Here is a 12487-nt window from a genome sequence, read left to right as displayed (position 1 = left end):
CAGCTACTTTACTGGTTATAATTCCAGTATATACTGTATGAAAAACCATATCTGTGTTTTCATACAGGAACGCCAATTATGCTCGCACAACTGACCATCAGTAACTTTGCGATTGTTCGGGAACTTGAAATCGATTTTCAACGTGGCATGACCGCGATCACCGGCGAAACCGGTGCCGGGAAATCCATTGCTATTGATGCGCTCGGCTTGTGCCTTGGCGGTCGTGCAGAAGCAGATATGGTGCGGCAGGGCGCCGCCCGCGCGGATATTTGCGCCCGTTTTTCGCTGAAAGATACTCCTTCAGCCTTCGAGTGGCTGGTAGAGAATCAACTGGACGAAGGGAGTGAATGTCTGCTGCGCCGCGTCATCAGCAGCGACGGACGCTCCCGTGGTTTTATTAACGGCACTGCTGTTCCCCTTTCGCAACTGCGCGATCTCGGCCAACGTCTTATCCAGATCCATGGTCAGCATGCACACCAGCTTCTGCTTAAGCCTGAGCACCAGAAAACGCTGCTCGACGGCTATGCTGGCGAAACAGGGTTGATGCAGCAGATGGCAGAGAGCTACCGTCAGTGGCATCAAAGCTGCCGGGTACTGGCTCAGCATCAGCAGGCGTCTCAGGAGCGTGAGGCGCGTCGTGAGCTGCTGCAATATCAGCTGAAAGAGCTCAATGAATTTGCTCCGGTGGCAGGCGAATATGAAGCCATAGACGAAGAGTACAAACGTCTGGCTAACAGCGGACAGCTGCTCTCCACCAGCCAGCAGGCACTGATGCTGCTGGCCGATGGTGAAGGCAAGACGCTGCTGAATCAGCTTTATACCGCGCAGCAGTTGCTGAACGAACTGCTCTCTATGGATGACAAGCTGAGCGGCGTCTCTACCATGCTTGATGAAGCCTCGATTCAGATCAGTGAAGCCAGTGACGAACTGCGTCACTACTGTGAACGTCTGGATCTGGACCCGAACCGGTTGTACGAGCTTGAGCAGCGCCTTTCGCGTCAGATTGCTCTCGCCCGCAAGCACCATATCTCACCGGAAGAGCTGCCGGTCTTCCACCAGCAACTGCTGGAAGAGCAAAGCCTGCTGGATCAGCAGGAGAGCGATCAGGATGAGCTTTCTCAGACCGTTGCGCGCCATCATCGCGCCGCCATGATCTGTGCAGAGCAGCTGCATCAATGCCGGGTTCATTTTGCCGAAGAGCTGAGCCGCTTAATTGGGGAGAGTATGCATACGCTCTCCATGCCGCACGGGCGACTGGGCATTGAAGTCCAGTTCAATGCCGATCATCTTACCGCTGAAGGCGCGGACCGTATTGATTTCCGTGTTACCACTAACCCGGGTCAGCCGCTGCAACCGCTCTCTAAAGTGGCTTCTGGTGGTGAGCTTTCGCGTATCGCTCTGGCCATTCAGGTGATTACCGCCCGTAAGATGGATACGCCGGCGCTGATCTTCGATGAGGTGGATGTAGGGATCAGCGGACCAACAGCGGCAGTTGTGGGCAAGATGCTGCGTCAGTTAGGTGAGTCCACGCAGGTGATGTGCGTCACCCATCTGCCGCAGGTAGCCGGTTGCGGCCATCAGCATTTTTATGTCAGCAAAGAGACCGATGGCGAGATGACGGAAACGCATATGCAGCCGCTGGACAAGCGTGCCCGTCTGCAGGAACTTGCCCGTCTGCTGGGCGGTAGCGAAGTTACCCGCAACACGCTGGCCAACGCAAAGGAGCTTTTAGCAGCCTGATTGCCGCACTTTTTTGGCCTGTTGTGGTCATATCCTTGCTTCGTAGAGGTTTCAAACTGCGGAAAGGTTTATTATCATCGTCTTCTTACGCTGTCATCGTAGCGAGTGTTCGATGCAGCCAGATTGTTGGCCCGAAAAGGAATAAAGATACTTATGCGCTGTAAAACGCTGACTGCTGCGGCGGTGGTTCTTCTGATGATGACCGCTGGATGTTCCACTCTGGAGCGAGTGGTTTACCGGCCAGACATCAACCAGGGCAACTACCTGGTTGCGAATGATGTTTCTAAAATTCATACCGGCATGACGCAACAGCAGGTGGCATACACCCTGGGCACGCCGATGATGCGCGATCCGTTTGGTAGCAACGTCTGGTATTACGTCTTCCGTCAGGAGCCAGGCCATGAGCCGGTGACCCAGCAGACGCTGACGCTGACCTTTGACGGCAACGGTACGCTGACCAACATTGATAACAAGCCAACCCTGACCGGCAAAAAATAACGGTATAAACAGGCTGATGGTGAAATCGTAAGGCGCTGAGGCGCCTTATTTTTTTGCTGCGCGTTCGGCGCGCAGGCGACGAAGCTCTTTTGGGTCAGCCAGCAGCGGCCGGTAGATCTCAATCCGGTCACCGCTCTGCACTTCATCCCCCAGCTTTACCGGGCGACTGAATACCCCAACTTTGTTTTTAGCGAGATCGATATCGCTGCGGAGTTCGAGTATACCGGAAGCCTTAATCGCCGCTTCAACGGTAGCCCCTTCCTCAACATTCACCGTATAGAGGTACTGTTTTTCAGGCAGTGCATAAACCACTTCAACAGCGATATCAGGCACTGTAGACCTCTTTCGCGCGTTTGGTAAACGCCTGCACCATGCTGCTTGCCAGCTCTTTAAAGATGCGTCCGAACGCCATCTCAACCAGCATATTGGTAAACTCGAACTCCAGGTTCAGCTCTACTTTGCAGGCATCTTCGCTTAAGGGCGTGAACTGCCAGCCCCCCGTCAGCTTACGAAACGGACCATCGACCAGCTGCATATGAATGCTCTGGTTGTCGGTCAGCGTGTTGCGCGTGACAAAAGTTTTGCTGATTCCGGCTTTTGAAACATCAACCGATGCCGTCATCTGTTGCTCTGTTGCATCCAGAACACGGCTACCGGTACACCCTGGGAGAAACTCCGGATAGGCATCCACATCGTTTACCAACCGGAACATTTGCTCAGCGCTATAGGGCACCAGCGCAGAACGACTAATCTGAGACATAACGTTTCCTGTTAATCTTCAATTTACCAATAATACCATCGGCGCCAGGTAAACAAAAATCCTCAGCCGCCAGCGTTCTGCTAAAATAGCGCTTTTCCCCGTCTCGTTTGTTACAGGGGATGCCTTCAATCACTGCTTCATGTAAACTAAGTGGCATTATGACTAAGAAAAAAGCACATAAACCCGGTTCCGCTACCATTGCCATGAACAAACGGGCCCGCCATGAATACTTCGTTGAAGAAGAGTTCGAAGCGGGACTGTCGCTCCAGGGATGGGAAGTCAAATCACTCCGCGCCGGCAAGGCCAACATCAGCGAAAGCTACATTATGCTGCGTGATGGCGAAGCTTTCCTGTTCGGCGCTACCTTCCAGCCGCTGATTGGTGCCTCTTCCCATGTGGTCTGCGACCCTACCCGCACCCGCAAGCTGTTGCTGAAGGAGCGTGAGCTGGCCTCGCTGTTTGGTAAAGCTAACCGTGACGGTTACACCATCATTCCCCTGTCGATGTACTGGAAAAATGCCTGGGCCAAGCTGAAAATCGGCGTGGCGAAAGGTAAGAAAGAGCACGACAAGCGCGACAACATCAAAGATCGTGAGTGGCAGACAGACAAAGCACGTATTATGAAACATGCCAATCGCTAACCCTTTGGCGTAGACGACATTTTCTGTTATACTGCTTCACAGTACTTGGGGCTGATTCTGGATTCGACAGGATTTGCGAAGCCCAAGGAGCATGCCGAGGGGCGGTTTGCCTCGTTAAAAGCCGCAAAAAAATAGTTGCAAACGACGAAAACTACGCACTAGCAGCTTAATAACCTGCTCAGAGCCCTCTCTCCCTAGCCTCCGCTCTTAGGACGGGGATCAAGAGAGGTCAAACACAAAAGAGATCGTGTGGATGTCCTGCCTGGGGCTGAAGCATTAAATCCAATCAGGCTAGTTTGTCAGTGGCGTGTCCGTTCGCAGCTGACCGGCGAATGCAAAGACTGGACTAAGCATGTAGTGCCGACGGTGTAGTAATTCTGGACGCGGGTTCAACTCCCGCCAGCTCCACCAAATTCTTGGTCGATGGTTACCAGAGCCACTCGATGAAGTCCTGAAAGCCCACACGGTGAAAGCCTTGTGGGCTTTTTTGTGTCTGTTATCTTCAGAAGTGTTACTGCTTAGGCAGGCGATTACAGCTGGACAATAAACGTATCCTTGAGCACAAACCAATCTTATCTGTAAATCCCATGCCATTACGTTACGCCTTTCGCGCAGCGTGACATTTCATGCCAGAAACCATTAATAATGATTTGATGTCAGATTATGGAGACGGCTTACCCTGTAGGGAAAATCATCGGAAAAATGTTGTGGCGAATGACTCGAAGTACCGCGACGCCTGTTCACCCCATATCCTGGCGGTGAACAACAACCCGATGCGCTTCAGCGACCACAGCTGCGGCGTCTCCCGTCGGCGGGTAATCCTGCCGTTCGGACGTGATACCGGCGAACGAGCGCGACCCGCAGTTGCTGGATAAAATCAGCACCGATCTGGACGTTATTGTTCGTCATTTAATAAAGCGCTTCGCGTCACCCGATGAAGCGCGCGAGCTGTTGCAGGCGCAGCAATCGTCCGGTGAAGCGCTGGAGATCAAGCGACAGGCCGATCCGCTGATCGATTTCTGCGGCTATCTGATGCCGTTGAGCACACCGAACGGGCTGTTTATTGGTAATGCCAACATTCACCCGATAAACCCGAAGCGCTATCTCTATCATGCGTATCTGTCATTTATGGAATCGCGCAGGCATCAGCACCCGCTAAGCCTTACAGCCTTCGGCCAGGCGGTGCCACAGACGCTGAAGAAGTATGAGATTGAGCTGCTGAAGCGCAAAACAAAGAACGGTATCCAGACCAGCCTGGAGCTGAGTGAAGACTGCGAGGCTGACTGGCTGCCGCGCTGTGATGGCTAGTAAAATTGCAATATCAAACCGGCTTAGGCCGGTTTGTGCCAGGAGCGGACATACATGACATCAATCCTTGTAAATCGACGTGGTGCGGCCATAGCCATTATTTAATTAATCTGAATTATGGACATTCATGCCTGATACCTTAAAAATCGTAAATCTATGACTTACATACTCAGGCAGAAAAAGTATATGAGCGAAAAGCTGGAATTCATGTTGTTGGCGCTTGAATCCTCCCGTCGGGCGTTACCAGTATGCAGACCAAATCCACCTGTTGGATGCGTGATTGCCCATTTGGATGCGTGATTGCCCATAAAGGTAAAGTGGTTTCCAAAGGTTTCACTAAATCTCCGGGCCACTATCACGCCGAGATAGACGCTATTTCAAAACTAACCTTGCCAATTGGTGAATGTGAAATATTTGTCACCCTTGAACCCTGCTCCTTTCAAGGCAGAACCCCCTCCTGTGCTTTGACGCTCGCTGAGCTTAAGCCACAACATATCTATGTTGCTTTAGAAGATCCGCATCCTAGGAATAGAGGGGAAGGACTCAGGATTCTAAAAAATGCAGGTATTAGCTATACGCTTGGTATCGGTAAAAAAGAGGTAGAGGATTTTCTCTTATCTTATTTGATAAGGTCATAGTAGGCCGCCTATATAATCCAAAACTGATTAGGGCAGGAAAATTTGGGTCAGCTCCTCGCTCTTAGCGGGCTCAGTAGCTGGCAAGGCTGGTCGCTGAGTGCCAACGGCGGACATTGTTCCTCGCAACATTATGTGTTAATTACTAGGGAGCAGGTCACAGTTGATAGAAGAATGCATATTTTATATATGCCGTTACAATAAACTCTCAACTTAACTAAAGTGAGCAATATAGATGGGCATGAAATTTACTGTGGGTGATTTGCGACATGAGCTGTCAGGGCTCTCAGATGAAACCGAGCTTAGCTTTGACGGAGGGCTTACCTTTGGCCGGCTTAAGCGATGGGGTGATGATCACTTTGTACTTCTGTTTGCTGAGCCACAGGCTGCCGTAAGCGAAGATTTCAAGAGAAAACATGATAATATCTTGGTGAGCTTCTGCAAGCTTGATACTTTCGACGAGCTTTGATCAGGACGAGCTTTCTGGCCTGTATAAAGTCAGAAAGCTATCCCGCGACTCCTAACAATCTAATTTATTAGTTTTAATCTATTGGATTAAATTTGTAAAGATGTAGCACTTTAAATAATAGCTTCGAAATATATCTCATTATAGCGGGGGGGTTATGAAATTTAAAAAAGTAAAAAACATACCAGATAAGTCAGAAAAAAACACGGTTTACCTAGTTAAAGACGCCTGGAATGACTGGTTTTACTGGGAAACTCTTTTTACTATGTTTTATAGTAATGATACAGGTGAATTATACAAAATTGGTAACACAAAAATAGCTAGCAAAGGTATGAAGGAATTATCTGCACTTTCAGAGGATGAAAAGGGACAGCCTTTTTATACACCTGATTTACCTGAGGCATTCCCTTCATTAGATGAAAATTTTTTCTCTCTAGGGCAGAGCGAGAACTTTTATGAAACTCTCAATCAGATCTCAATAAATATAAGAATTGAAATATTAAAGGGCATTAGGGATTGTGCTTATGATTTGAAAATTTATGAAAATTACAAATCTCACCCTGCCATGAAGGAGTCGCTTTTAAGGGACGTCAGTGAAAGAAATATTAAAGAATCTTTGCACGCAATAGCTTATGAAGAAGATCACAATAAGCCTTTCAACTTCTCATATCTTTTCCCAAACAGAGATGCCAATGAGAAGGAAATCAGATTGGAATTTAGCGTCAATAATAAAGACATGCCACAGAGCAATATCCAGGCTGTAATTGGCAGAAACGGAGTAGGGAAAACCACCTTATTTTCAGGATTTATTAAAGGTGTAATAAAACTTAATACAGACAATGAAAACCCTGTTGGCTCACTTCAAGTAAAGGAAGGTATCGAGTGGGGAGATAACAGTACTTATTTTAACTCCCTCAACTTATGTTCATATAGCCCATTTGACAGATTTGGTCCTGTAGGATCGAATATACTACCCTCTGGCGTTAAATATCAGTATATAGGCTTGATGGTACTAGACCTGAGAGGGAATGATAAAGAACAAAAACTAAGACCAAAAAGTTCAGATGAACTGCATGCAGAGTTTTGCAGTAGTATGCAGGAATGTTTAGTAGGAGTACGAAGGAAAAGATGGGAGGAATGTCTAAATATTTTAGAGAATGACCCTCTTTTTTCTGAAGCAGGTGTTTCGAAACTCGCGCAATTCGAGGATAAAGACTATCCCAAGGACTGGAGAGAGATTGTAAAAACATTTTTAAACAAGTTGAGCTCAGGTCATCTGGTTACGCTACTTAGTATCACTAAATTAGTTGAGGTAACAGAAGACAGATCCTTAACTCTCATTGACGAACCAGAGGCTCACCTGCACCCTCCATTGATTTCTGCTTATATCCGGGCTGTATCACATCTTATGAGTGAAAGAAACGGCGTAGCGATTGTCGCTACGCACTCTCCGGTAGTTCTTCAGGAGGTACGCTCTGACTGTGTATGGATATTAAACAGGACAGGTAAGTACGTCAGTGCCGACCGGCCGCAAATTGAGACGTTTGGGGAAAATGTCGGAACTCTGACACGTGAAGTATTCAGCCATGAAGTCGTGAATACTGGCTTTTATAAAATGATAGCAGATGCCAGTAAAACCTTTTCTACATTTGATGAAGTAAATAATTACTTTAGTAATAAGTTAGGTGCAGAAGCACGAGCCCTAGCCCGGTCCCTGATAAATAAGAAAAAAAGGGATAGCGATGATTAATATAAACAAACCAACAATTAATGATATAAAAATACTTAGAAACTGTGCTATAGCTTACACTGATGCTTCATTAGCACAGGAATTGATGGGCGCAATTCCATATTTCACACAGATTTATCATGACTATGATCGTTTGATGACTGCCAGTACGGGCTATACGATCCCACGATCGCAGGCAAATGGAAATCTAAACGCTGATTTTATGAAAACACTCTATACCAAACAACTTGTAGGAAAAACAGGCAGCTGCCGAGATGACTATGATAGAATTTTGGCTTCGGCACCAAGAAAAAAATGTCCTATGTGTTCGGAAAGTATAGTAACAGCCTTAGACCATCACGTACCTAAATCAACTTATTTTCTTTATTCTGTTTTTCCAAAAAACCTCGTGCCTATCTGCTCCAGATGTAACGAAGCAAAAAAACATACAATGCCAAACCAACTGAATAAACAATTCATTCATCCTTATTATGATGACTTTTCACAAGAACAATGGTTTGAAGTTAGATTCACAAACTTGAACCCTATTGAGTTGACTTACGTATGTAAAGATAATCTTCACTTAGGAAACGGTGCAAACGAAAAACTTAAAAGCCATTTCAGTCGTTTAAAATTAGATGAGCTTTATTCTTCAAATGCCATAGTCAGATTAGAGGACATGAAAAATAACTTCCAGCCGCTTCTGGAAATAAATGATTGGGATTCGGTTTATGAGGAACTTATTGATCAACAAAGTATGGTTAGTCGTCGACCTGACTCTTGGGAGTATGCATTATTTAGCAAGTTAATTAACGAAAGATGGTATATAGAAGGTGGATTTTCAAATATTTAATATGATTATCCATTTATATCACTTTGATATACGATCAGAGTGAATAAAAAATAATCGCTTTAAGTGATTTAACTATTAAAGTAACGCAATACTTCTAGCTAGCGTCATCTGACACCCGGTCAGGTGACCTGCTCCCCGTTGATTAACACGCAGCAGTGTTAGTAATGCGACTATTTGGCTGCGAGATCAACTGTGAACTTCCGCTGTTCGCTCAAAACCGACTTACAACGTAGGCTGTGGTTTCCATTCACCCAAGCAGTGAAACCAGCCATCTTCCGCAGTGCGACGAAAATCTAAACTTGTCATCATACTTTTATGCCTGAAGGTGATTGTGTTCATCTCGGGTGAAGAGTGGTGAAGAATACCCGTCTAAGTGATCACCAGATAACCTTATGATTATTAATCATAAAAATCAAAGGTGAACAGGGTGAACACTTTTTCGTAAAATCTTTTTTTTCTGAAGATAACCTGTGCATTTAGTTTCATAAATTCTTAACTTATCAGCTGTCGTAAAACCACAGACGACACGGCATTGGTATACGCTTAGGTATACCAATCAAAGTTGAATTCATAAAAATCATTAAAAAAAATGATTGCCGAAAAAATTCAGATTCCGCCAGCCCTAAAATTCTTGGTCAATGGTTACCAGAGCCACTCGATGAAGTCCTGAAAGCTCGCAAAGCGTCAGCCCTGCGGTTTTTTTTGTGTCTGTGAACTTCAGAGATGTTACTGCTTATGCAGGTCATTACATCTGGGAAATAAAACTTATTCTGTAGCCCAAACAGGTTACCAGAATATTTTCAGCAGCGTGATCGCTCAGTCCTTGAGTTTCTGGAAGTCCTGTCACTTCCTGCTCCCCATTAAAGTTGCTATTTCCTAAAAGAGAATACAGCTTAACGCATTGAGAGATATTACAACCTCTTAATATGTGCGGAATCGAAGAGAAAAACTAGCCTATACCTCACATACGAATTCAGCTTCCAATGTGGGAGTTGAATTCGCTAAGCAACAGCAGCCATAAAGAGACAAAGATCACAATTTCCAACAATACAGAAAAATCCTCTATTCAAATCATTTAAAGTAGAAAAACACTCCGATCACTCATAAGCATTAATTACTAATCATGAGGTTCCTTATGGCTACTTGCCAAGACGCACACCGCTATAATTCTCTTTTTAATGCCCTCCCAGAAGACCAAAGCAACCCTTTCCGCCATAAATGTGCAGGTTGTGCATACGAGCTAGGATTTAGCGCTGGCGTGAGCAACCAATTACCAAACGAGCCCGCTGCAATTGCTTCGATCCTAAAGAGCCAAGCAGCTGAAGTCCGTCATAGAAGCCCAAGAGTTGCTTATTACCAAGGTTTTACTGATGGATTGAATGAGTATTACAACCAAAACCCACGAGGTTAAAACGAAGCTGGTTCCAAAACACTCCAATTATTAGTTGCTAAGGATTTTTAAATGATTGTTTATGCTTCTGAATTTTCTGAAATACCTCAGGCACTACGTAATAATCCATCTGTTAAAGAACGTATGTTGGCGCTCATTTCCGCTAATAAAATTTCAGGCAAAGTTACCGAAGGTGATGACCGCTTAGTGAAGTTGAGACAGATCCTGTCTCTACTAACAAATGATCAATTTTCACTTAATGAAGCAATAAGAGAAGTTGAACACCAACTCCCTCGACACACGTCAATGCATTCAGGAAGTAATCAAGTGTTCGCTAGTAACTGGGCTGAACGACTAGTTAGAACGCAATTTAGTCGTTTTTACAATCAAGCCGTACTCGAAGACCAGCTAGACAAAGGTAGGAGCGAATGCTATGTCCCCCCATCCTCACAGGAGGATACTATATCTCAATGCTCGCAAACTCTTGCTGGGCGTTCTCACGACATTAGCCATTTACTGAAGCTTCTAGTCACTTCTTATGAGGAAGGCAAGTGGGAAATAACTCCTAAAATTCCAGATCACCCCCACTGCACGCATGTTGTTAAGCCCATACCTTGATTGAGTATTTTCTTGGGCGATGGTAACCACAGCCACTCGATGAAGTCCCGAAAGCCCACACGGTGAAAGCCTTGTGGCTTTTTTGTGTCTGTTATCTTCAGAAGTGTTACTGCTTAGGCAGGCGATTACATGGGAACAACAATACGCCCCTTGAAGCGCAAACCAATCTTCTCTGTAAAGCCCATAGCATTACGATCCGCCGTTCCCCGCCCTGACATTTCCCCTGAAACCATTAATAATGATTTGCTGTACGATGATAGAAACGGACTACCCTGAAGGGATCTCTACGCGGGCGGCAAACGGTTATGAGGGTAAACGGCACCTTAATGAACCATTCACGTGCGCAGAAAGTAAATCAGGCGATCTTAATCGCGTAGCGGTCGCGTTGCGGGATCGAAAAATTGATATGAGCCATCACCTCGTGCTTTCGCCTGGTACATCGCTTTATCGGCATTTTCAAATAACATTTTGGCCGATGTCTTACCGAATCGTGAGAGGCTGATGCCAATGGATGCCCTGATCCTTAATTCCACGCTATTAATAGTAAAAGGCTCCCTCAGGCTATCAATAAGGCGCTGGGCGATTGCAGATGCCGCCTCGCGATTGCTGCACTTTGCTGCCACCACAAACTCGTCTCCGCCCAGGCGTGCTACCGAGTCGCCCGGACGCATGCAGCGTTGCAGGCGTTTGCTTACCTGCTGTAGCAAGAGGTCCCCTGCCGCGTGTCCCATTGAATCATTGATCGCCTTGAATCCATTCAGATCGATAAACAGGACGGTCGTGTAGGCAAGATCTTCGTCCTGCGCGAGCATGCAGCCAACCTGTTCGTTAATCCATGCCCGATTAGGCAACCCGGTCAACGTGTCGTGGGTGGCCAGTTTTTCAAGCTGCCGAATCTTCTCCTTGTCACGGGTAATGTCCCGCGAAATCAATACTGCCCCGATGTTGTTGCCCGTGGAAGGATCGCTGACCCCGCACGCCTTGGTGCCAAGCATCATATAACGGCCATCGCGATGCATCTTGCGCACCTCGACAACCTCTGGCTGTTCGCCACCATTAAAGAGGGTTAATAGTGCATCCGTGGCCGATGCGCGATCATCGGGATGCAGGAAGTCCACCACACGCTGGCCTATCATCTCATCGGCTGCCCAGCCTGTCATTTTGCAGTAAGAAGGCGAGACCGAAACATACCTGCCGTCTGCGTCGCAATGAGCGATCAGGTCAGTACTGTTTTCAATTAAAAGACGGTATTCCGCCGCGGTGCGCAGCGCGTCCTCAAGAGCTTTACGCTGCCCGCTGATATCAAGAATGAAGCCGCTGTACTGCAAACAAGAAGGACCAGGTGGGTAATCCGGCAGACCTGAAACAAGCACACGCCGCGTCGTTCCGTCCAGACAATGGATCGGCACTTCAAGGTGAAAAGGAGTCACACATTCCAGTGCCGCAGTAAGCTGCAGCGCGATCTTCGCATCGTCATCGGCCTGTGCAAGCTTTAGCCATGCACTTAGCGTGACACCTTTCAGTGCAGGTATCAGACCAGCAGGGCTTTCCTGGCTGGCAATGCAGATACCCTGGGCGTCAGTAAACCAAACGGCGGAAAGGGTTGATTCAGTTACAATGTTCATGGTGGTCGGATCCGTTGTTTGCTGACGCTACTGAACATGCTCGATGCGGGGCGTTACAAACCCCATGACCGCCGTCATTGCCATCCCCAAACCCGGGGAGCGGTAAAAGGTTCTCAGTTATGCGAATGTCAGTCATGAGCCGTGGCTGACATTGTGGCCTGTTCAGCCGCCATTACTACGGTGCCATTTTGCCCGCAAAATGCGCGGAATGTGAGCAATGCCGG

The 12487-nt window shown here is 47.0% G+C and carries 11 protein-coding genes, 1 other RNA gene and 1 pseudogene; 9 read left to right on the top strand and 4 right to left on the bottom strand.

Annotation, left to right across the window (positions count from 1 at the left end):
* Positions 1-78: 78 nt before the first annotated feature.
* Together recN and bamE are read left to right on the top strand one after the other, a co-directional pair.
* Positions 79-1740 carry a DNA repair protein RecN gene (gene recN, locus Q3V30_RS05400; protein ID WP_306211210.1) on the top strand — a complete coding sequence of 554 codons (1662 nt, stop codon included), beginning with the start codon at positions 79-81 and terminating at the stop codon, positions 1738-1740.
* A 153-nt stretch (positions 1741-1893) separates the two neighbouring features.
* Entirely contained in the window at positions 1894-2238 is a 345-nt protein-coding gene (bamE, locus tag Q3V30_RS05395) for an outer membrane protein assembly factor BamE (RefSeq protein WP_306211209.1), read from the top strand.
* Between the two features lie 45 nt (positions 2239-2283).
* Here bamE and Q3V30_RS05390 read toward each other — a convergent pair whose 3' ends face one another.
* Both Q3V30_RS05390 and Q3V30_RS05385 read right to left on the bottom strand, forming a co-directional pair.
* A complete protein-coding gene (locus Q3V30_RS05390; RefSeq protein WP_306211208.1) occupies positions 2284-2571 on the bottom strand; it encodes an RnfH family protein in 288 nt (95 codons plus the stop codon).
* The gene (locus Q3V30_RS05385) at positions 2564-2998 is read right to left on the bottom strand and encodes a type II toxin-antitoxin system RatA family toxin (protein ID WP_306211207.1); all 435 of its coding nucleotides are present in this window, start codon (positions 2996-2998) and stop codon (positions 2564-2566) included. Before Q3V30_RS05385 ends, Q3V30_RS05390 begins: the two co-directional genes overlap by 8 nt.
* Positions 2999-3156: 158 nt before the next feature.
* Between Q3V30_RS05385 and smpB the strand changes: the two genes are divergently transcribed.
* From smpB to Q3V30_RS05365, 4 genes and pseudogenes are all read left to right on the top strand, one after another.
* Positions 3157-3639, top strand: coding sequence for an SsrA-binding protein SmpB (gene smpB / locus Q3V30_RS05380; RefSeq protein WP_306211206.1), 483 nt, complete (start codon positions 3157-3159; stop codon positions 3637-3639).
* A 47-nt stretch (positions 3640-3686) separates the two neighbouring features.
* Positions 3687-4050, top strand: a transfer-messenger RNA (tmRNA) gene (ssrA, locus tag Q3V30_RS05375).
* 296 nt (positions 4051-4346) lie between these two features.
* Positions 4347-4947 (top strand): annotated as a pseudogene (locus tag Q3V30_RS05370) (primase-like DNA-binding domain-containing protein); the annotation flags it as partial.
* 248 nt (positions 4948-5195) lie between these two features.
* On the top strand, positions 5196-5585 hold the full coding sequence (locus tag Q3V30_RS05365) for a diaminohydroxyphosphoribosylaminopyrimidine deaminase (RefSeq protein WP_306211205.1): 390 nt from the start codon (positions 5196-5198) through the stop codon (positions 5583-5585).
* Positions 5586-5868: 283 nt separating this feature from the next.
* On the opposite strand, the gene Q3V30_RS05360 is transcribed toward Q3V30_RS05365, so the two are convergent.
* Positions 5869-6000, bottom strand: coding sequence for a hypothetical protein (locus Q3V30_RS05360; RefSeq protein ID WP_306211204.1), 132 nt, complete (start codon positions 5998-6000; stop codon positions 5869-5871).
* Positions 6001-6205: 205 nt separating this feature from the next.
* On the opposite strand from Q3V30_RS05360, the gene Q3V30_RS05355 reads away from it, so the two are divergent.
* From Q3V30_RS05355 to Q3V30_RS05345, 3 genes are all read left to right on the top strand, one after another.
* On the top strand, positions 6206-7798 hold the full coding sequence (locus Q3V30_RS05355) for an AAA family ATPase (RefSeq protein ID WP_306211203.1): 1593 nt from the start codon (positions 6206-6208) through the stop codon (positions 7796-7798).
* Positions 7791-8630: a hypothetical protein gene (locus Q3V30_RS05350; RefSeq protein ID WP_306211202.1), complete on the top strand. Its 840-nt coding sequence runs from the start codon at positions 7791-7793 to the stop codon at positions 8628-8630. The genes Q3V30_RS05355 and Q3V30_RS05350 overlap by 8 nt, the downstream gene beginning before the upstream one ends.
* 1462 nt (positions 8631-10092) lie before the next feature.
* Entirely contained in the window at positions 10093-10638 is a 546-nt protein-coding gene (locus Q3V30_RS05345) for a hypothetical protein (protein WP_306211201.1), read from the top strand.
* Positions 10639-11003: 365 nt separating this feature from the next.
* Here the strand turns inward: Q3V30_RS05345 and Q3V30_RS05340 are convergent, their stop codons facing one another.
* Positions 11004-12263, bottom strand: a complete 1260-nt coding sequence (locus Q3V30_RS05340; protein WP_306211200.1) for a sensor domain-containing diguanylate cyclase — start codon at positions 12261-12263, stop codon at positions 11004-11006.
* Positions 12264-12487 lie beyond the last annotated feature (224 nt).

The sequence above is a fragment of the Erwinia pyri genome (assembly GCF_030758455.1).
Taxonomy (GTDB): Bacteria; Pseudomonadota; Gammaproteobacteria; order Enterobacterales; family Enterobacteriaceae; genus Erwinia; species Erwinia pyri.
The sequence above is the reverse complement of the archived record's forward strand: the minus strand, read 5'-3'. Positions and strand labels throughout refer to the sequence as shown.

Excerpts from the sequence above, each read along its gene's own strand:
- Q3V30_RS05350 (WP_306211202.1), top strand. The coding sequence starts at position 7,791 with ATGATTAATATAAACAAACCAACAATTAATGATATAAAAATACTTAGA.
- recN (WP_306211210.1), top strand. The coding sequence starts at position 79 with ATGCTCGCACAACTGACCATCAGTAACTTTGCGATTGTTCGGGAACTT.
- Q3V30_RS05340 (WP_306211200.1), bottom strand. The coding sequence starts at position 12,263 with ATGAACATTGTAACTGAATCAACCCTTTCCGCCGTTTGGTTTACTGAC.
- Q3V30_RS05365 (WP_306211205.1), top strand. The coding sequence starts at position 5,196 with ATGCAGACCAAATCCACCTGTTGGATGCGTGATTGCCCATTTGGATGC.
- smpB (WP_306211206.1), top strand. The coding sequence starts at position 3,157 with ATGACTAAGAAAAAAGCACATAAACCCGGTTCCGCTACCATTGCCATG.
- bamE (WP_306211209.1), top strand. The coding sequence starts at position 1,894 with ATGCGCTGTAAAACGCTGACTGCTGCGGCGGTGGTTCTTCTGATGATG.
- Q3V30_RS05385 (WP_306211207.1), bottom strand. The coding sequence starts at position 2,998 with ATGTCTCAGATTAGTCGTTCTGCGCTGGTGCCCTATAGCGCTGAGCAA.
- Q3V30_RS05345 (WP_306211201.1), top strand. The coding sequence starts at position 10,093 with ATGATTGTTTATGCTTCTGAATTTTCTGAAATACCTCAGGCACTACGT.
- Q3V30_RS05355 (WP_306211203.1), top strand. The coding sequence starts at position 6,206 with ATGAAATTTAAAAAAGTAAAAAACATACCAGATAAGTCAGAAAAAAAC.
- Q3V30_RS05360 (WP_306211204.1), bottom strand. The coding sequence starts at position 6,000 with ATGTTTTCTCTTGAAATCTTCGCTTACGGCAGCCTGTGGCTCAGCAAA.